This is a genomic window from Prevotella sp. C561, assembly GCF_000224595.1.
Classification (GTDB): domain Bacteria; phylum Bacteroidota; class Bacteroidia; order Bacteroidales; family Bacteroidaceae; genus Prevotella; species Prevotella jejuni.
The window spans coordinates 41,912-62,013 of record NZ_JH114148.1 but is presented as its reverse complement, the minus strand read 5'-3'; the positions used below and the strand labels follow the sequence as shown (position 1 = coordinate 62,013).

13 protein-coding genes are annotated in these 20,102 nt (G+C 42.3%); 5 read left to right on the top strand and 8 right to left on the bottom strand.

From position 1 onward, the window contains the following. Window positions 1-206 precede the first annotated feature (206 nt). From HMPREF0666_RS10700 to HMPREF0666_RS10680, 5 genes are all read left to right on the top strand, one after another. Window positions 207-794, top strand: coding sequence for a hypothetical protein (locus HMPREF0666_RS10700; RefSeq protein ID WP_009012384.1), 588 nt, complete (start codon window positions 207-209; stop codon window positions 792-794). Between the two features lie 801 nt (window positions 795-1,595). Beyond that, window positions 1,596-2,273 carry a hypothetical protein gene (locus HMPREF0666_RS10695; protein WP_009012383.1) on the top strand — a complete coding sequence of 226 codons (678 nt, stop codon included), beginning with the start codon at window positions 1,596-1,598 and terminating at the stop codon, window positions 2,271-2,273. 638 nt (window positions 2,274-2,911) lie between these two features. Then, window positions 2,912-5,731 carry a TonB-dependent receptor domain-containing protein gene (locus HMPREF0666_RS10690; protein ID WP_009012382.1) on the top strand — a complete coding sequence of 940 codons (2,820 nt, stop codon included), beginning with the start codon at window positions 2,912-2,914 and terminating at the stop codon, window positions 5,729-5,731. A 16-nt stretch (window positions 5,732-5,747) separates the two neighbouring features. Further along, window positions 5,748-7,034 (top strand): hypothetical protein, encoded by a 1,287-nt coding sequence (locus HMPREF0666_RS10685; protein WP_042856298.1) that lies wholly within the window; start codon window positions 5,748-5,750, stop codon window positions 7,032-7,034. A gap of 329 nt (window positions 7,035-7,363) precedes the next feature. Further along, window positions 7,364-8,050 carry a four helix bundle suffix domain-containing protein gene (locus tag HMPREF0666_RS10680; RefSeq protein ID WP_009012380.1) on the top strand — a complete coding sequence of 229 codons (687 nt, stop codon included), beginning with the start codon at window positions 7,364-7,366 and terminating at the stop codon, window positions 8,048-8,050. Window positions 8,051-8,394: 344 nt separating this feature from the next. On the opposite strand, the gene HMPREF0666_RS10675 is transcribed toward HMPREF0666_RS10680, so the two are convergent. The 8 genes from HMPREF0666_RS10675 to nusG all read right to left on the bottom strand — a co-directional run bounded on the left by HMPREF0666_RS10675 (window position 8,395) and on the right by nusG (window position 20,093). After that, the gene (locus HMPREF0666_RS10675; RefSeq protein ID WP_004361672.1) at window positions 8,395-8,724 is read right to left on the bottom strand and encodes a DUF3467 domain-containing protein; all 330 of its coding nucleotides are present in this window, start codon (window positions 8,722-8,724) and stop codon (window positions 8,395-8,397) included. Window positions 8,725-9,000: 276 nt separating this feature from the next. Beyond that, window positions 9,001-13,371: a DNA-directed RNA polymerase subunit beta' gene (gene rpoC, locus HMPREF0666_RS10670; protein WP_009012378.1), complete on the bottom strand. Its 4,371-nt coding sequence runs from the start codon at window positions 13,369-13,371 to the stop codon at window positions 9,001-9,003. Between the two features lie 28 nt (window positions 13,372-13,399). After that, complete coding sequence (rpoB, locus tag HMPREF0666_RS10665; RefSeq protein ID WP_009012377.1) at window positions 13,400-17,209, bottom strand: DNA-directed RNA polymerase subunit beta; 3,810 nt, start codon at window positions 17,207-17,209, stop codon at window positions 13,400-13,402. Window positions 17,210-17,357: 148 nt separating this feature from the next. Next, window positions 17,358-17,735, bottom strand: coding sequence for a 50S ribosomal protein L7/L12 (rplL, locus tag HMPREF0666_RS10660; protein ID WP_009012376.1), 378 nt, complete (start codon window positions 17,733-17,735; stop codon window positions 17,358-17,360). Window positions 17,736-17,798: 63 nt separating this feature from the next. Next, window positions 17,799-18,317 (bottom strand): 50S ribosomal protein L10, encoded by a 519-nt coding sequence (gene rplJ, locus HMPREF0666_RS10655; RefSeq protein ID WP_009012375.1) that lies wholly within the window; start codon window positions 18,315-18,317, stop codon window positions 17,799-17,801. Between the two features lie 18 nt (window positions 18,318-18,335). Next, complete coding sequence (rplA, locus tag HMPREF0666_RS10650) at window positions 18,336-19,028, bottom strand: 50S ribosomal protein L1 (protein WP_009012374.1); 693 nt, start codon at window positions 19,026-19,028, stop codon at window positions 18,336-18,338. A gap of 21 nt (window positions 19,029-19,049) precedes the next feature. Beyond that, window positions 19,050-19,490 carry a 50S ribosomal protein L11 gene (gene rplK / locus HMPREF0666_RS10645; protein ID WP_009012373.1) on the bottom strand — a complete coding sequence of 147 codons (441 nt, stop codon included), beginning with the start codon at window positions 19,488-19,490 and terminating at the stop codon, window positions 19,050-19,052. Window positions 19,491-19,544: 54 nt separating this feature from the next. Then, complete coding sequence (nusG, locus tag HMPREF0666_RS10640; protein WP_009012372.1) at window positions 19,545-20,093, bottom strand: transcription termination/antitermination protein NusG; 549 nt, start codon at window positions 20,091-20,093, stop codon at window positions 19,545-19,547. Window positions 20,094-20,102 lie beyond the last annotated feature (9 nt).

Sequence of the window (20,102 nt, the reverse complement as noted above, 5' to 3'; positions counted from 1 at the left end):
AATATATCCTAAATGAATAAAGAGGGTTATAGACTATGATTACAGCAATAACTGGGAATGGAATATAGCCTATACCAGCGATGGACTGAAGATAGGAAGAAGTCCGTTCATAGCATAATATTACGGACAAGTACCTGAGAAAAGTCTCTTGAGATAACAGAAATATTCTTAACAGAACGAGAAAAGAACACTAAATTATATTTAGAATGTATTATAAGTTAGGTATAAACCCAAGCAGTAGGAAATGGTCAACGTATGAAAACCTTTCATCTTCACTTTGGATAGACGGTATAGAGATGTCAAGTACGAGGCTATTCAACCATCCAGACTTTCTAAAAGATGGAAAGCACATTGAGTGTATGGCTCTCCGAGAGGGGCAGAAAGCCCCTATAAATTCAATTGGAGCAGACTTCATATTGTTTGACTCTTCAATAGTGGATATCTTATCACTTAATGTTGATAATAATATGTTAGCTGTTGAGAGTAAGAACTCGGATAGTAAATATCTATTATTGAATAACTTTCATTCAATAGACTGTGTTGATTGGGATTTGTCAGAGATTGATCCTTGGCCTAAGAATATAAACCCTGCAAAGTGGAAAAATAAGCGAGGTCGTTTCTTCATCAAACCTGTCTTAAAAAAGGACCATATCCCACCTCAAACGAAAGTATTCCGATTACAAGAGTGGGATGGTGCCTTTAATATCGTGATTTCAGACGATTACAAAGACCAAATAATACGACTAAACTTCGACCATACATTCTTAACGTTTGAAGCTTTGACTGTAATATAAGGATGACAGTTCTCAAACTCAAGATTGAAACGCACTCTCTCTGTATGGTATCGCCTAATAAGCTCTATCCCAAAACCGTGGATTTGATGATTATTAGCCTTCTGAACGGGAAATATCATTGAGCAATACTATCAAATATCTACCTGATTACTCGAGTGATTTGCCAAATACTCCTTATAGCCTTAAAGTTTGTTACGTTGCAAGCTTTTAGTATTTTCTGTAAAAAAAAGAAATAATCTACTTCACTTATCAGTATCTTCATGACGGTATCTCAGCGTTTCTGTCACAAGTTAGCAGAACTAACAAGAACGTAAAAAATCATTACATCGTATTAAGATAAGCACCCACTAAACACGAATATATCGTCCCCATAGAATAACTTATAACATACAATAAATCAATACGTTATACACAACATTATAGAAGACGCCTTTCTTTCCCCAAGAAGGGCGTCTTCAATAGGCAAGAAGGGCATGTTCTTGAACGCAGAAGGGCCTCTTCTTCCACCAAGCTCAGCCTTTCTTCAAATGTAAAGGGGAGTAGATTAAGAAATATCCTTACAATTCCTATCTGCACATTTGACGTTCCTCCACCTCCTATCGACAGTCTTACAAAGACAATCTCACATTCTGTTCCTCTCTCTATTCCGATGGGTTGCGAGGGTGAGGACAGCCTTCTACGCTAAAAAGTCTTAAAGAATATACGATAACAACCGTTATTTCTATAGGAATGAATACCTTTGACTGTGTTTGCATACATTTAGTAGCACCTAAGCAGCGGAGCTTTCAAAACCATAAGACAATGAATGACTTTATCAGATCAAGGATTCCTTCGATAGCCTCTAACCTTGGAACGGTGTTTGCACTTACCGTAGCAACACCACTGGTTGTCAGTCTTATTGCAAAGTTTACCCTCGGCGGCAATAAAGCTGCTACACCTTATGCAGATACATACATTCAGAATTCGGATACAATAGTGGTCCCTATACCCTTTGTCACAGCGATAACACCAATACACAAAACATTCACTTCACGTGCTTGGTTTGCAGGAACGGCACACACCGAGGTCTCTACTTATTCACAGATATGCTTCTACTCTCCTAAATACAAGAGGTATCTGGCTGTTATTTCATTTGTTGGAGGATATAACGTAATACAAAGTGAGACGGATGAGAAATACTGGTATGACGTAGAGAAAGAAAGATTAAGTATAATTTACGACTCCAAAATGATTTCTGCTTACGTCAATCGAACACAGTGGCATGACCCTTCTTATGGAACAAAAGACAACCCTTTGCCTATTTTCTTTATAAAGAGCTTAACCGGTTTAGAGTTTTGTGCAAGTGAAACAGACCTACTTACGATTAAACCTTCGGTCAATAAGCGTTTTGTAGAGCTCTACCTTGCCCACGGACTGAAGCCTAAGGAGTTTGAGAGGCTTTATGGCAAGGACATGGAGCGGCTGGGTTTGAATGAGTAAAGGAGTGGACATGGAGCCTGAGAAGATTTCTTAAATTGGATAGACACGATAGAATAAATATCATTTGAACCATTTGAGAAATTGACAGTTGCGTTTAAGTGATAGCTTTTTTGCATCACGTCTTTCTTTGAAGAAGGCCATGCTACCCATGAATGAGCTTAGAATACTAACGTTGCAAGGCACAAGTAGCAGAAAGAGGACTCATAGGCTATATGAATGTAAACAACTTCATGGATAGAGTAGAGCCATTTTAATGAAGGTGAATACTTTGATCAGAATCATTAAAACCGCACTTGACTTTTGAGTCTACAGCCCTTCAAAACTTAAAGAAAGACGGACTCTGAAGATATGAGGACTGTTTGGAACATCATTTTTAAGGTAGGACAAAGTCTATATAGTTCCTTTGGGCCATTAGTATCTAAGATGTTAGGAAACCAAATAAAGTATAAGAAAAAGGGGTATTGAAACTAATAATTGATTGAAACAACAAGCCATAAGCCCATCTAACAGTCCTTAGAAATCACAATTTTTAGGTATTGTGTCATCGAGACAAAAAAGTTATCTTTGCCACAGATTAGATTATGTTTTAGAAAAGATAGTCTAAATAGTATTTTTAAAGGGTAACCCAAATCCATTTCATGATAAAAAATTTCAAGCGAGGCATTGCTTTATTAGCAATCACCTCTACTGTTAGTTTGAATGCGCAGACTATGTACAAGGCGCATGTTATTAATAAAGACACAGGAGAACCAATTATTGGTGCTGTCGTAAGAGGCCAGAAAGGCATAGAAGCCGTCACGGATGAAGATGGTTTCTTCTCTCTGAATACAAACGATGCCCAGACCCTCCACATCAGTTATATAGGTTTTAAGGAACAAGACATTAAGGCACAAACCTTAAAAGGTCAGCCAACCATCGGTCTTATTCCTGGTATAGACCTTCAGGAGGTACAGGTCACTGCCAGTATTTCCAGTGCTCGCAGTCAGAAAGCACTGGGAAGTAAGGTAGACCATATAGACATGTCTAACCTTAGCAAGAACGCCCATACCAACTCTCTCAGCGACATGCTTGATGGTAAGGTGGGTGGCGTCCAAATGTATCAGAGCAATGGTAAGGTGGGAATGCCTATCCGTTTCAATATGCGCAGTGGTGCAACAATGAGCATGGAGCGTGACCCAATTATCTATGTAGATGGTGTCAAATACAACAGTTCGCACATCTCAGACATCAATAGCTCGCAAGATGCGCTCAGTGCACTCAACGACTTAACCATTGACGACATAGCCTCTATCGACGTTATCAAAGGTCCTTCTGCTGCTGCCAGCTATGGTGCAGAGGCCGCTAACGGTGTTATTGTCATCACAACGAAACGTGGCAAGACATCTAATGCAGAGAACAGAAAGGCCGATATACAGGTGAAGATGTCATTAGGTGCAGCCACCCTTGCAAAGAAATACGACCAGTTTGTTAACAACGACCCCATCAACAATTTCTTTCAGACAGGTTGGCAGAAGACAATTTACACGTCAGTGTCAAAGGCCTTCAAGGGTAATCAGAACCTTTTCTTCTCATACAATATGAACGATGTAGCGGGTATTGTACCAGGCAACAAAGACAAGCGTCATAGTGCAAAGATGGCCTATGACCTTCGCTCTGGTCGCTTCTCTCTTGGTGCTACAGCCTCTTACATACATGGAAACATCAGTCTGCCGCAGACAGCAATGGGCCGATACGATGCCATTTGGAATCTTATGATTAATCAAACTCCTTGGCCATACGTGGATGAAAGCACGTGGAGAGCACAGAGCTGGACCTACGGAAACGACCGTTTCATCGGTAACCTTCGTCTTAGTTATATGTTACCAGCCGACGTAAAGATTGAGACTATCATCGGAGCAGACATCAACCATACAGAAGGTATCTATCGTCTGCCATTCGGCTATAAGTTAGGTAATAACGCAGAGGGAGCAAAGAATATTAGCAACCGACGCAACTCTAACTTTAACTGGGACATAAAAGCTACCCATAAATTCCACCTTGCAGACAGATGGGACCTCACGGCTACGCTTCTCTCACAGATTGCACGTCAGTATGAAACACTGAACAGTATATCGGCTTCACGCTTTAGAAGTGATATTGATAACCTATCAGCTGCTACCGAACGGACGGTGACAGAATCGACCTTTGAGCAACGAACATGGGGTCTTTACGGCGAGGCTTTCCTAAATTATGACAACCGACTGTTTATTAATGCAGGCCTAAGACGTGACGCATCCAACCTCATTGGTAGGAATGTGGCAAGTATCTTCTATCCTTCTTTAAGTGCGTCATACAACCTCAAGAACCAAAAGTTCCGCATTGCCTACGGTGAGAGTGGTCGACTCCCCTACCCTACAGATGCCCGCACATCCTACGTGATGAGTGGGACCAGCGCCTATGGTCCTATTGTCAAGCCACAATACAAAGGAAACCCAGACATTAAACCAGAGCGCATGAGGGAGATTGAACTGGGAACAGACTGGACTATTCGTAACAACCATACGCTAAGTCTGACACTCTATGCGCAGTACACATCGGATGCCATTATCTATGATGAGCTCCTTTCGAGTGATGGATGGATTGGAAGTATCCCTCGCAACGTTGGACGTGTAAAGGGTCATGGACTTGAGTTAAGCTACAATGGAAATCTGTGGAGGCAGGCCAATCGTCATTCTCTCGATGTATATGCAAACCTTAACTATCAGATGAATAAGGTGACTGACACTGGTGGAAGGGATATTGACAACTATCCTAATGTAGTGAAAGAGGGTCAACCAGTTTATGCATTCTATTATCATACAGTAGAGAAGCCAGCCTTCAATGCTGATGGTACATATAATGCAAATATAGGAGCAATAGAAAGCAAGGATTATCAGTATCTTGGTAAACCCTTCCCATCGGTCAATGGTTCGTTTGGTTTCGATTTGAAACTATTTAAGAACATCACTTTCGGAACAAAATGGAACTATGCATTAGGGGCATCAGTCTATAACCAAAGTTTCTATAACGTAGCTGGATTGGGCGATAACCTCAAGAAACGTAACGATCAACTGCAAGCATTGGCTAACACCACAGTAGGGACAGCAGAATACAATCAGATAGCTGAGGAGTTAGCTCATAGTGCACGCTATAGAGCAAACTACATAGAGAAAGCCGATTTCCTGCGTCTGTCGACCCTTTACTTAGGTTATGACCTTTCGTCACTCTCACGTAAGCTAACAAAGAATGTCGTTAATGGTATGCGTTTCTCCTTTGCTATACAGAACGTGTTTGTCCTTACCAACTACTCAGGTGCTGACCCTCAAGTAGAAGGCAATGGTGGAACACGCAAACAAAGAGGTATCGGAAGCTTGTCACGTGACATCACCAACACGCCTCATCCACGTACTTACACAGCAACGCTAAGTTTCACATTATAAAAAAGAACACATGACAATGAAGAAGTCAATATATACCCTCCTTGCCCTCGCACTACTGCTCACAAGCTGCGACTCGTGGGTAGAGAACGCAGGGACGCCAAGTAATACACTTACAAAAGAACAATTGAATAAGTCTGCGATGATTGCTATCGTCCAAACAAATACTATCAGTGATGGTCCATTGACAGCTTATGTGAAGACACTACAGGGTGATGCAGCTTCAGCAGCCTTCCTCGCATTAGGTACGACAGTCGACGAACTGACCGAAGGGACAATTCCTAATGCTCTCCTTTACCGCCAGATAGCAACAGACAACCTCACTCCTACATCCGGAACACAAAGTGACTTGTGGAATAAAATACACAACTACTATGCTCGAAGTGTCGAACTGTCAGAGATTGCAGGTCAGATAACAGGAGCTAACGCTGAACAGACTGAGATTATAAAGGCATACGGCAAATACGTGGGACACCTCCATGCTGGCTATGCACTTCAACTGCTTGCTGAGTCGTTCTCAACCACTCCTGCAGCAGAAGGTGGTTCTGTCATCCTTAACAAGACTGTGGTGTCACACGAAACGATGCTAAATCAAGCTAAAGAACAGTATGAAGCAGCAATGAAAGAGGTTCAGTCTGACGCACTGAAGAACTATAGGGGGTTTGACAATGAGGCTGCCAGTAGACAGATAAAAACCTATGAACTGAAACTCGCTATGCACCTTGGACAGTATGCTGAAGCAAAGTCCTTGATAGGAGATGCACTGAAAGATGGTGAGAGCGTAGAGGTTATCTATAACAATGATGGGACTGATAACCCTCTTTACAGTGCGATTGGTCCTAATAGTCGTGACGTACAGGTAAGTCCGTCATTAGAGGCTGCAAGAACAACAGATGCTGAGAAGAAAGCTCTTCCACTGGCCCATGCAAGTGTCGACAAGAAGAACCCTAATCGTTATAACATTTATGCTTCGGCTTTAACAAGAAAGGGTACATTGACAATATCAGACGAGAATGATATCCATCTCGTCAAAGCAGAACTCATTGTAAGGGGTGTTATGACAGGTGATGCACTGACAGAAGTAAACAAAGTCATTGGGAAGTATGATACTGCAAGTCAGCTATCAACGGTCCCTACACTCCCTCAGATAGCCGCTCTGCGTCGTATCTTCCTTGCTTTTCGTGGTGAACGAACTGCAGATATCCGCCGTGGTTTGGAACAAGGAACAGCTGCAACAACTTGGTCAAACCGTAAGATTAAGTGGCTGCCAATGCCTGAGAAAGAATTACAAAGCCAAGGGCTATAAAGCATATCATATAACTATATTATCTGTAACGGACGCACAATCTCTGCGTCCGTTATTATTTTCTTCTCTTTCAAACAGGTGTAAACCTAAATAAGAATAGATGTTTGACGAGTTTTCAAGGGAGTGTTTGTAGGCCCTCAAAAAGATATCTTCTTGAAATCTAACGGTCATTAAGTCATAATCAACTCAGTACCTATATTATCTAAGCCATGCTTTCTACGTCGCTATAAGCTAACTATTAATTCTATGGGAGGAATAACTTTTGAAAGACATCTATTGACTTTATTCCTCTCTTTTTGTATCTTTGCTTTCAAAAGAAAACAATTTATATGAAAACAAACCTACCTGAGAGTGCTCAAGATAATAATGAGGACAAAAACATACTACGAAAGAACCAACAATGGAAGACATTGCGTTTCTATCAAAAGACTGATACTCTATATCAGTTAACTTTCTCCTTCTGTAAACGATTTCTTCCTCTCTATGGAGACCGCACAGTTGACCAGATGGTACAAGCGGCTCGGTCGGGAAAGCAAAATATCATCGAAGGAACAGAAGATGGTGTGACGTCTACTGAAATGGAGCTGAAGCTTATTAATGTAGCACGTAGCAGTCTACAAGAACTAAGAGCTGATTACGAAGATTACATCAAATCGCGACATCTTCAATTGTGGGGAAAGAATCATCCTCGCTATATCCCTCTCCTCAATTTCTGCAGGTTGAATAATGATTATGCTGCCTATAAACCATTCATCTATCGGTGGACAGCAGAAGAGTTCTGTAATACTGCTATAACCCTCTTACATATAACTGACCGAATGATGTGTCGCTATCTTGAACATCTTCAGAAAGCTTTCATTGAACAAGGAGGGATTAAAGAGCGAATGTATGCTGCCCGAACTGGCTATCGAAGGCAGCAAGACGAACTTATAAAAAGACTACAGGAAGAAAACAATGAACTGAAAGCTGAAAATGAGAGGCTAAGAAATGAGTTATTAATAATGAAGAATAAATGACAAGAGTATTTCTTTAGAGAAACAAGCAGGACTGCCAGAATTGGCAGACTCATCAGTAAAAGCAAATAACCAATAAGCTGATTGCTTAGCATGGCTAAGAATGCTAGCATGGCTAGAAATGCTAGCATGGCTAGGAATACTAGCATGCCTAGGAATACTAGTATACCTAGAAATGCTAGTACGGCTAGGAATGCTAGCTTGCTAGAGACGCTAGCTTGCTAGAGACGCTAATATAACCAGAAGGACCCTCACCGCCCTCCTATCCCACACCATCCTATCATATAAACAACAAAGCCACCCAATACCTTGGGCGGCTTCATTATTTATTCCTTAAAGAGAGCTGTTTATGCATCAACCTTACCAGGACCGAATGGAGCAATCGTACGTGGTTCCTGCTCTGGCTCATGGCGATCAATCTTTCCAAACTCTTTCTCATAACGAACGACATTGTCCTGCAAAGCTGCAAGAAGACGCAATGCATGTTCTGGAGCTATGATAACACGACTTGTAACAGTTGCCTTTGGTACACCTGGAAGAAGTGTAGCAAAATCAAGTACAAACTCTGAACTTGAATGAGAAATTATCTGGAAGTTTGTATAAACACCTTTAGCGATTTCTGGTGAGAGATCAATCTGTAACTGCTGACCCTCTTGATTCTGATTGTTATTGTCCATTTTAATTAAAAGATTTAGATAATACTTTATTACTAATGCAAAGATAATACATTATTATCATTTGCCCAAATGTAATAACAAAACTTTTTACCTCATATATACATGGCAATAGAGAGAACACAAATAAGGAATAACTACTAATCACATAATGATTAAACTACACATTACGCTTTTGCTTATGTGCATTAGACAACTTAAGCCTATATATTAAAACTAAAAAGGGATCTGCAGAATAGACTGCAAATCCCTTATTATCTATGTATGAAAGGCTAAGGATTACTCCTGCGTAGCCTCTGCTTCTTGCTTAGAGAAATCAAGAACATTCTTCTTGTTTGCCTCCATGCGCTCATGCTCCTCCTGAGAACCAACGATAATCTTCTGCCACTGACGAAGACCAGTACCAGCAGGGATAAGGTGACCGCAGATAACGTTCTCCTTCATACCCTCAAGACTATCACTCTTACCACGGAGAGCAGCTTCATTAAGAACCTTTGTTGTCTCCTGGAAGGAAGCAGCACTCATGAAGCTCTTCGTTCCAAGAGCAGCACGTGTGATACCCTGGAGTATCTGGGTAGCAGTAGCCTGAACAGCATCACGCACCTGAACGAGCTTGAGGTCACGGCGCTTAAGACTTGAGTTCTCATCACGCAACTTACGTACTGAGAGGATCTGACCCTTATAGCAGTTCTCAGAATCACCTGGATCGGTAACAACCTTCTTACCCCAGATACGGTCATTCTCTTCTGCAAAGTCGAGCTTGTCAATAAGCTCCTGCTCAAGGAATGTAGTATCTCCTGGGTCATCGATACGTACCTTACGCATCATCTGACGGACGATAATCTCAAAGTGCTTGTCATTGATCTTCACACCCTGAAGACGATAGACATCCTGAACCTCATTAACGATGTACTCCTGAACGGCGGTAGGACCCATGATAGACAAGATATCAGCTGGGGTGATAATACCATCAGACAATGGTGTACCAGCACGAACAGCATCATGTTCCTGTACAAGAATCTGCTTAGACAAGCTTACGAGATACTTACGCTGCTCACCTGTCTTAGAAGTAACGATAATCTCACGGTTACCACGTTTCACCTTGCCCATAGTAATCTCACCATCAATCTCAGATACAACAGCAGGATTAGATGGGTTGCGAGCCTCAAACAGCTCAGTTACACGTGGAAGACCACCAGTGATATCACCAGCACCACCAACAGAACGTGGAATCTTAACGAGTGTCATACCCGTCTTAATCTCAGCACCATCGAGAAGTATCTGCTCCAAGTGACCACCTACAGGAAGGTTGTATGTTCCGAGGATATCAGATGCAGCATACTGTCCATCAGCACCCTTCTTAGCACCAACCTTAACAATGTCAACTGTAGGAAGTTTTGTCTTATCACGTGAATCTATAATGATACGCTCAGTAAGACCTGTTGCATCATCAGTCTCTGCCTTATAGGTAACACCTTCTATCACGTCGTGTAGACGGAGAATACCAGCATACTCACTTACGATAACGGCATTGAATGGGTCCCACTTACAAATCAAATCACCCTTCTTAACAGTATCACCAGACTTGAAGTACAAAGAACTACCATAAGGAACATTATCTGTAAGCATGACAATACCTGTAGTTGGATCAACGAAGCGAATTTCAGCCAAACGGCTTACAACCATTTGACACTCCTTGTCTTCATCGTCAACGAATGGTACGACACGAAGCTCGTCGAACTCAATCTTAGCATCATTCTTAGCTGTGATAGTTGCATTTGCTGCAGCATTACCAGCCACACCACCGGCATGGAACGTACGAAGCGTAAGCTGTGTACCTGGCTCACCAATAGCCTGTGCAGCGATGACACCAACAGCCTCACCCATCTGTACCATACGGGCTGTAGCAAGGTTACGTCCGTAACACTTCTTACAAACACCCTTCTTACTCTCACAAGTGAGTACAGAACGAATCTCAACCATCTCGATTGGAGACTCCTCAATAGCCTTGGCCTTTGATTCTGTGATTTCTTCACCAGCAGCAACCAAAATCTCACCTGTAGTAGGATTGATAACATCATGAACAGACACACGACCTAAGATACGCTCATAGAGACTTGCAATCGTTTCATCACCATTCTTTAAGGCACGACACTCAAGACCACGAAGTGAACCACAGTCCTCCTCATTGATGATAACATCATGAGAAACGTCTACAAGACGACGTGTCAAATATCCAGCATCGGCAGTCTTCATAGCCGTATCAGCAAGACCCTTACGAGCACCGTGAGAAGCAATAAAGTACTCCAACACAGACATACCCTCCTTAAAGTTAGAGATAATTGGGTTCTCAATAATCTGAGCACCTTCAGCACCTGCCTTCTGTGGCTTAGCCATAAGACCACGCATACCAGCAAGCTGTGCAATCTGGTCAGCAGAACCACGGGCACCAGAGTCAAGCATCATATATACAGCATTGAAACCCTGGTCGGCCTCTGTCATGTGTTTCATAACGGCCTGCTTAAGGTTATTGTTTACGTGTGTCCACGCATCAATTACCTGATTATAACGCTCCTTATCTGTGATGAAACCCATTTCGTAATTAGCCTTCACTTGGTCTACCTCACTCTGACCCTTACCTACGATATCTGTCTTCTCAACAGGAACAATGATATCATCGAGGTTGAAGGAAAGACCGGCAACGTAGGCCATACGGTAACCGAGGTTCTTAATACCATCAAGGAACTCACAAGCACGTGCCATACCGACAGCCTTAATTACATCGGCAATAAGTCCACGAAGAGATTTCTTTGAGATGATACCATTGAAGAAACCAATCTCAGTTGGAATAATCTGATTGACAATTACACGACCAACTGAAGTCTCAACCATACGCTTCTGGAGTTTACCATCAACGAGGTCATCAACAATTACCTTTACCTGTGAGTGGAGGTCACACTTCTTCTCATTGTAAGCGATAATTGCTTCCTCAGAGCCGTAGAATGTAAGACCTTCTCCCTTAGCACCTGGACGAATCTTTGTAATATAGTAGAGACCAAGCACCATATCCTGTGAAGGAACGGTGATAGGGGCACCATTAGCTGGATTAAGGATGTTATGACTCTGAAGCATCAACACCTGTGTCTCCAACACTGCCTCATTACTCAATGGGAGGTGAACAGCCATCTGGTCACCATCGAAGTCAGCATTGAACGCTGTACATGCCAATGGATGCAACTGAATAGCCTTACCTTCAATAAGTTTAGGCTGGAATGCCTGAATACCAAGACGGTGAAGTGTCGGAGCACGGTTCAACATTACAGGGTGACCCTTCATTACATTCTCAAGGATATCCCAAATTACTGGCTCACGACGGTCTACAATCTTCTTAGCACTCTTTACAGTCTTCACAATACCGCGCTCAATGAGCTTACGAATAATGAATGGCTTGTAAAGCTCTGCTGCCATCAACTTAGGTAGACCACACTCGCCCATCTTCAACTCAGGACCAACAACGATAACTGAACGTGCAGAATAGTCGACACGTTTACCGAGGAGGTTCTGACGGAAACGTCCCTGCTTACCCTTCAAAGAGTCAGAGAGTGACTTCAAAGGACGGTTGCTCTCGCTCTTCACAGCTGAAGACTTACGACTGTTATCGAAGAGTGAGTCAACAGCTTCCTGTAGCATACGCTTCTCATTACGGAGAATTACCTCAGGAGCCTTAATCTCCATCAAACGCTTCAAACGATTGTTACGGATGATAACGCGACGATAGAGGTCATTAAGGTCAGATGTTGCGAAGCGGCCTCCATCCAATGGGACCAATGGACGAAGCTCTGGTGGAGTAACAGGGATAATCTTCATAATCATCCATTCTGGATTATTCACACCGATTGACTGACGGAAGCCCTCTACAACCTGCAGACGCTTCAAAGCTTCTGTCTTACGCTGCTGACTTGAGTCAGTTGTTGCACGGTCACGCAATTCTCCAGCCAAACGATCAAGGTCAATGCCTGTGAGGAGGTCGTAAATTGCTTCTGCACCCATCTTAGCAATGAACTTACTTGGGTCAGAATCATCCAAACGCTCATTACCCTCTGGGAGTTTATTATCAAGGATATCGAGATATTCATCTTCAGAAAGAAGGTCGAACTTATGAGAACCATTCAAATCCTCATCTGTATCGGCATTCTTCATACCCTCTACGACACCCGGCTGGATGACAACATATTTCTCATAGTAAATAACAGCATCAAGCTTCTTGGTTGGCATACCGAGAAGATAACCAATCTTGTTAGGAAGGCTACGGAAATACCAGATGTGAGCAACAGGGACAACTAACTCAATATGTCCAGCACGTTCACGACGCACTTTCTTTTCTGTTACCTCAACACCACAACGATCGCAGACAATACCCTTATAACGAATACGCTTGTACTTACCGCAGGCACACTCGTAGTCCTTGGTAGGACCAAAGATACGCTCGCAGAACAAACCATCGCGTTCTGGTTTATAGGTACGATAGTTGATAGTCTCTGGCTTGGTTACCTCACCAAAAGAGTTCTCGAGAATCTCTTCAGGTGAAGCCAGTCCGATAGTAATCTTGCTGAAATTACTCTTTACTTTATTATCTTTCTTAAAAGCCATGTTTTACTTCTATTATGGGGTGTACGTATTAATCAAGTTTGATACTCAGACCGAGACCACGAAGCTCGTGTAACAACACGTTGAGTGACTCTGGAATACCTGGAGTAGGCATTGGCTCACCCTTAACGATTGCCTCGTAAGCTTTTGAACGTCCTACAACATCATCAGACTTGATTGTCAAGATTTCCTGAAGAACATGAGAAGCACCGAAGGCCTCGATTGCCCAAACCTCCATCTCTCCGAAACGCTGACCACCAAACTGTGCTTTACCACCGAGTGGCTGTTGAGTAATCAATGAGTATGGACCGATACTACGAGCGTGCATCTTATCCTCAACCATGTGACCAAGCTTCAAGAAGTAAGTAATACCTACTGTAGCTGGCTGATCGAACTTCTCACCTGTCTCACCATCATAGATATAGGTAGAGCAGAGATTTGGCAGACCTGCCTTATCTGTCCACTCCTTCAAGTCAGAAAGCTTAGCACCATCGAAGATTGGAGTAGCAAACTTAACACCCAGCTTACGACCTGCTGCACCAAGGATAGCCTCGAATATCTGACCAAGGTTCATACGTGAAGGCACACCCATTGGGTTCAATACCAAGTCTACAGGACTACCATCCTCAAGGAATGGCATATCTTCGGTACGTACAACCTTTGATACAATACCCTTGTTACCGTGACGACCAGCAAGTTTATCACCTACCTGAATCTTACGTTTCTTAGCGATATAAACCTTAGCCATCTGCAGGACACCAGAAGGAAGTTCATCCCCAATAGTGATAGCAAATTTCTTACGCTTCATCTCGGCATCCATCTGCTTGTACTTACGGATGAAATTCATAATCAACTTCTGAATAAGAAGGTTGGTATGCTCATCATCAGTCCAGCCATTTGATTGGATACCCTCATAATCAAGGTTCTTCAATGCAGCTACAGTGAACTTGCTTCCCTTAGTGATAATCTCTGCGTCAGAGTAGTCTTTAACACCTTCTGAGACCTTATCTTCTGTCAACTCAAGCAACTTATCAACCAAGAGATCCTTCAAGTCATTTATCTTAGCCTCCTGCTCTTCGTCAATCTTAGCAAGAATATTCCTATCCTGACGCTTGCTCTCACGAGTCTTAATAGCGCGGCTAAAGAGTTTCTTATCGATAACAACACCACTCAATGATGGGTTAGCCTTCAATGAAGAATCCTTAACGTCACCAGCCTTGTCACCAAAGATAGCACGGAGAAGCTTCTCTTCTGGAGAAGGATCACTCTCGCCCTTAGGAGAAATCTTACCTATCATGATATCGCCTGGCTCTACACGAGCACCAATACGGATAATACCATTATCGTCAAGATCCTTAGTAGCTTCCTCGCTCACGTTAGGAATGTCAGCAGTGAACTCCTCAACGCCACGCTTTGTTTCACGAACTTCAAGTGAATACTCATCAACATGAACAGAAGTCAAAACGTCTTCACGAACCATTCGTTCGGAAATAACGATAGCATCCTCATAGTTATAACCTTTCCATGGCATGTAAGCCACAACAAGGTTACGACCCAATGCCAACTCACCATTCTCTGTAGCGTAACCCTCTGTGAGGATATCTCCCTTCTTCACACGCTGCCCCTTATCACAAATAGGACGAAGGTCTACAACCATATTCTGGTTAGTGCGACGGAACTTAGGAATACGATATTCTTTCAGAGCAGGCTCAAAGCTTACAAACTCCTCATCATCTGTACGATCATAGAGAATACGGATTGTTGTAGCATCAACATACTCGATAACACCATCGCCTTCTGCTGTAACCATAGTACGTGAATCTTCACATACCTGCTTCTCAAGACCTGTACCAACGATAGGTGCATCATTATGAAGCAAAGGAACAGCCTGACGCATCATGTTACATCCCATCAAAGCACGGTGCCCATCATCATGCTCCAAGAATGGAATCAGACCAGCTGATACAGACGCAATCTGCTGTGGAGAAACATCAATAAGTGAAACAGAATCAGGAGCAACAACTGGATAGTCAGCATCCTGACGACACTTAACGACGTCACGAATAAATGTACCATCTGCATTCAATGGAGCATTACCCTGTCCGATAATCCTATCCTCTTCCTCTTCAGCTGTTAAGAAGACAACATCCTTATTGTCCATGTCAACCTTAGCATCATGTACACGACGATAAGGTGTAACAATGAAGCCAAGATCATTAATCTTAGCATACATACAGAGTGACGAAATCAAACCGATGTTAGGACCTTCAGGAGACTCAATAGGACAAAGGCGACCATAGTGTGTATAGTGAACGTCACGTACCTCGAAACCTGCACGCTCACGAGACAAACCACCAGGGCCAAGAGCAGAAAGACGACGCTTATGAGTTACCTCTGCCAATGGGTTGGTTTGATCCATAAACTGACTCAATGGATTAGTACCAAAGAATGAGTTAATGACACTTGAGATAGTCTTTGCATTAATCAAATCCGTTGGCTGGAACACTTCACTGTCACGAACGTTCATACGCTCACGGATAGTACGATTCATACGTGCAAGACCAATAGAGAATTGGTTAGCTAACTGTTCACCTACAGTACGAACACGTCGATTTGATAAGTGGTCGATATCGTCTACTGTCGCATTTGAATTAATCAAACTAATGAGATACTTAATAATCTCAATGATATCGTCCTTTGTCAGCACACGTACATCCATATCCGTTTCCAAATTCAACTTCTTATTGATACGGTAACGGCCTACCTCACCCAAGTCATAACGCTTGTCTGAGAAGAATAAGTTCTGGAACACCTCACGTGCACTTGCATCATCAGCAGCATCAGCATTACGCAACTGACGATAGATATAATTTACAGCCTCAATCTCTGAGTGGCTTGGATCCTTAGCTAATGTGTTGAAGATAATAGAGTACTTACTTGCAGCCTCTTCATCTTTATGTAGCAAGATTGTTGAAACAGAACTATCAAGAATCTGATCAACATTATCTTCTGTAATGATAGTCTCACGTTCAACAACAACCTCATTACGTTCGATAGATACAACTTCACCGGTATCCTCATCAACGAAGTCCTCAGTCCATGACTTCATCACGTTACCGGCAATCTTACGACCAATAGCTGCCTTAAGGTTTTTCTTATTTACCTTTACCTCCTCACAGAGATCAAAGATTTGAAGAATATCGCGATCCGTCTCATAACCAATAGCGCGAAGCATTGTGGTTACAGGCAACTTCTTCTTACGGTCAATATAAGCATACATAACATTGTTAATGTCAGTAGCAAACTCTATCCATGAACCCTTGAACGGGATGATACGTGCACTGTAAAGAACAGTACCATTTGCATGAACACCTTGACCAAAGAACACACCCGGAGAACGATGTAACTGGGAAACAACAACACGCTCAGCACCATTGATAACGAATGTACCATTGCTGGTCATGTAAGGGATTGTACCCAAAAATACATCCTGAATAAACGTTCCGAAATCCTCGTGATCAGGGTCAGTACAATACAGTTTCATCTTAGCCTTCAAAGGTACACTGTATGTCAATCCACGCTCTAAACACTCATCAATAGAGTATCTTGGTGGATCAATATAGTAATCCAGGAACTCAAGGACGAAATTATTACGCGTATCGGTGATAGGGAAATTCTCTGCGAACACCTTATACAAACCGTCATTCTTGCGTTCCTCAGGCGGAGTATCCAGCTGTAGGAAGTCACGGAAAGACTTCAACTGCACATCGAGGAAATCCGGATATGGATACGGATTCTTAACGCTGGCGAAATTTACTCTGGGTTTATTTTCTAATGCCATAACTGAAATTAAATATTCAAATGTTTAAAGTCCAGCGGCGGACTAAAAAGGGGAAAGTACCCTTATATATGTCAAGAGACACAAAAAGGTTAGGACTCACCTACTTGGTAAATCCTAACCATATTATATTATGTAAGGAGAAGTAGAATTACTTCAACTCTACCTTAGCACCCTCAGCCTCAATAGCAGCCTTCAGGTTCTCAGCCTCAGCCTTAGCCATGCCTTCCTTCAAAGTAGAAGGTGCACCGTCTACGAGGTCCTTAGCTTCCTTCAAACCAAGACCACAAGCCTCCTTAACTGCCTTAACAACCTTGAGCTTGTTAGCACCAGCTTCAACGAGAACTACGTCAAACTCTGACTTCTCTTCAGCTGCGCCACCTGCAGCAGCTGCAGCAGGACCAGCTACAGCAACAGCTGCAGCTGCAGGCTCAATACCATACTCGTCCTTGAGGACAGTTGCCAACTCATTTACTTCCTTAACAGTAAGATTTACTAACTCTTCTGCAATAGCTTTTACGTCTGCCATTTTATTCTAAATTTTAATTTTTTGTTCTAAAAATAATATATCTATTTGACTTTATTAGATTTTTTACTCAGGACGCTCGCCTAAAGTCTTAAGCACACCATGGATGGTGCCAGCACCTGACTGGAGAGCAGAAACAACGTTCTTTGCAGGAGACTGCAGCAATGCCACAACATCTGCAATAAGTTCGTTCTTGCTCTTGAGAGCTGAAAGTTCTTCGAGTTTTTCAGCACCAACGAACAGAGACTCCTCTGCGTAAGCAGCCTTAAGAGCAGGAATACCTTCCTTCTTATACTCCTTCAACAACTTTGCTGGTACGTTAGCAGTATGTGTAAACATAACTGCAGTATTACCCTTTAAAGAACTATACAGTGGTTCAAAATCTACATCTGAAGCTTCAAAAGCCTTATGAAGAAGATTATTCTTCACGACAACCATATTGATTTCGCTCTTGAAACACTTGCGGCGAAGAGAACTTGTAGCCTCTGCATTCAATCCAGTTACATCAACCAAATAGAAATGAGGATAGTTCTTTAACTTCTCACCGAGTTCAGCGATAATTGTATCTTTTACTTCTTTTTTCATTGTACAAAACTTTTAGAGTTATTCAACTGATTTAGGATCAATCTTGACACCCTTACTCATTGTGCTAGAAATAAAGATACTCTTGATATATGTACCTTTAGCAGCAGCAGGCTTCAACTTGATAACAGTAGAGATAAACTCCTTAGCGTTACCATAAATCTGCTCAGCAGTCATGCTAACCTTACCGATTGAAGTATGGATAATACCAGCCTTATCAACCTTAAAGTCAATCTTACCCTGCTTAACATCCTTAACTGCCTTAGCAACATCCATAGTTACAGTACCACTCTTTGGGTTTGGCATCAATCCACGAGGACCGAGGACACGACCCAAAGGACCTAACTTACCCATGCATGATGGCATAGTGATGATAACATCAATATCAGTCCATCCGCCCTTGATCTTTTCGATATATTCATCGAGACCAACATGATCAGCACCAGCTTCCTTAGCGGCAGCTTCCTGATCAGGAGTACAGAGACAGAGCACACGTGTGACCTTACCAGTACCATTTGGAAGTGACACGACGCCACGAACCATTTGGTTAGCTTTACGTGGGTCAACACCGAGGCGAACATCAACATCTACAGAAGCATCAAACTTAGTAGTAGTAATATCCTTTACCAACTGTGCTGCTTCATTCAATGAATATGCCTTCCCTGCTTCAACCTTCTCAGCTACTGATTTCTGATTTTTTGTCAGTTTACTCATTTTTACTTTTGAAGTTTAAAATTATTTACCAGGGAAGTCCCCTTTTACAGTGATACCCATACTACGAGCTGTACCAGCAATAAGTTTCATTGCACTCTCTACTGTGAAACAGTTGAGGTCTGGCATCTTATCTTCTGCGATAGCCTTTACCTGCTCCCAAGTTACGGATGCAACCTTTCTGCGGTTTGGCTCTCCAGATCCGACCTTCACCTTGGCAGCCTCCATCAGTTGCACTGCAGCAGGAGGAGTCTTGATGATAAAGCTGAAAGACTTATCGTTGTAGTAGGTAATAACGACTGGAAGAACTTTACCAGCCTTGTCCTGGGTACGGGCGTTGAACTCCTTACAGAATCCCATAATATTAATACCCTTAGAACCCAATGCTGGGCCTACTGGAGGGGAAGGATTTGCAGCGCCACCTTTAATCTGTAATTTGATTAATCCAGCTACTTCTTTAGCCATTTCTTTGTTAATATTAAAAATTAAACTATAAGTTGAATAGTATCCGTAACAACACTATTCCTCTTTTGCGACTTGCATAAAACTTAGTTCCAATGGATTTTGACGACCAAAAATCATCACCATCACCTTCAGTTTATGTTTCTCAGCATTAACCTCTTCGATTATACCATGGAAACCACTGAAAGGACCATCAGTAACCTGAACAGTTTCACCAACTACGTATGGTACATTCTGAACTTCTTCAAGTTCAGTATCTTCCACATTACCCAACAGACGATTAATATCTGCCTGGCGTACTGGTGAAGGGTCAGACATACCTCCGAGAAAACCTAAGACATTAGGCATAAAACGCAACGTAGAAGCGATATCAGCAGTCATGTTAGCTTGAACAAGTACATAACCAGGGAGACTTAACTTCTCCTTTACAACACGCTTCCCATCTTTACGCACAGTAGCGTGTTTTTCCATAGGTAACAAAACCTCAAAAACACGCTCAGCAAGTTTTTCGTTCAGACGCAATTGAGCATCGATATATTCCTTTACCTTTGCCTCTTTGCCACTGACAGCACGAAGAACATACCATTTCTTTTCTGTCTCTGCCATTTCCTAATG

Coding starts and splice junctions, on each gene's coding strand:
- HMPREF0666_RS10700 (WP_009012384.1), top strand. CDS start 207: ATGTATTATAAGTTAGGTATAAACCCAAGCAGTAGGAAATGGTCAACG.
- HMPREF0666_RS10695 (WP_009012383.1), top strand. CDS start 1,596: ATGAATGACTTTATCAGATCAAGGATTCCTTCGATAGCCTCTAACCTT.
- HMPREF0666_RS10690 (WP_009012382.1), top strand. CDS start 2,912: ATGATAAAAAATTTCAAGCGAGGCATTGCTTTATTAGCAATCACCTCT.
- HMPREF0666_RS10685 (WP_042856298.1), top strand. CDS start 5,748: ATGAAGAAGTCAATATATACCCTCCTTGCCCTCGCACTACTGCTCACA.
- HMPREF0666_RS10680 (WP_009012380.1), top strand. CDS start 7,364: ATGAAAACAAACCTACCTGAGAGTGCTCAAGATAATAATGAGGACAAA.
- HMPREF0666_RS10675 (WP_004361672.1), bottom strand. CDS start 8,724: ATGGACAATAACAATCAGAATCAAGAGGGTCAGCAGTTACAGATTGAT.
- rpoC (WP_009012378.1), bottom strand. CDS start 13,371: ATGGCTTTTAAGAAAGATAATAAAGTAAAGAGTAATTTCAGCAAGATT.
- rpoB (WP_009012377.1), bottom strand. CDS start 17,209: ATGGCATTAGAAAATAAACCCAGAGTAAATTTCGCCAGCGTTAAGAAT.
- rplL (WP_009012376.1), bottom strand. CDS start 17,735: ATGGCAGACGTAAAAGCTATTGCAGAAGAGTTAGTAAATCTTACTGTT.
- rplJ (WP_009012375.1), bottom strand. CDS start 18,317: ATGAAAAAAGAAGTAAAAGATACAATTATCGCTGAACTCGGTGAGAAG.
- rplA (WP_009012374.1), bottom strand. CDS start 19,028: ATGAGTAAACTGACAAAAAATCAGAAATCAGTAGCTGAGAAGGTTGAA.
- rplK (WP_009012373.1), bottom strand. CDS start 19,490: ATGGCTAAAGAAGTAGCTGGATTAATCAAATTACAGATTAAAGGTGGC.
- nusG (WP_009012372.1), bottom strand. CDS start 20,093: ATGGCAGAGACAGAAAAGAAATGGTATGTTCTTCGTGCTGTCAGTGGC.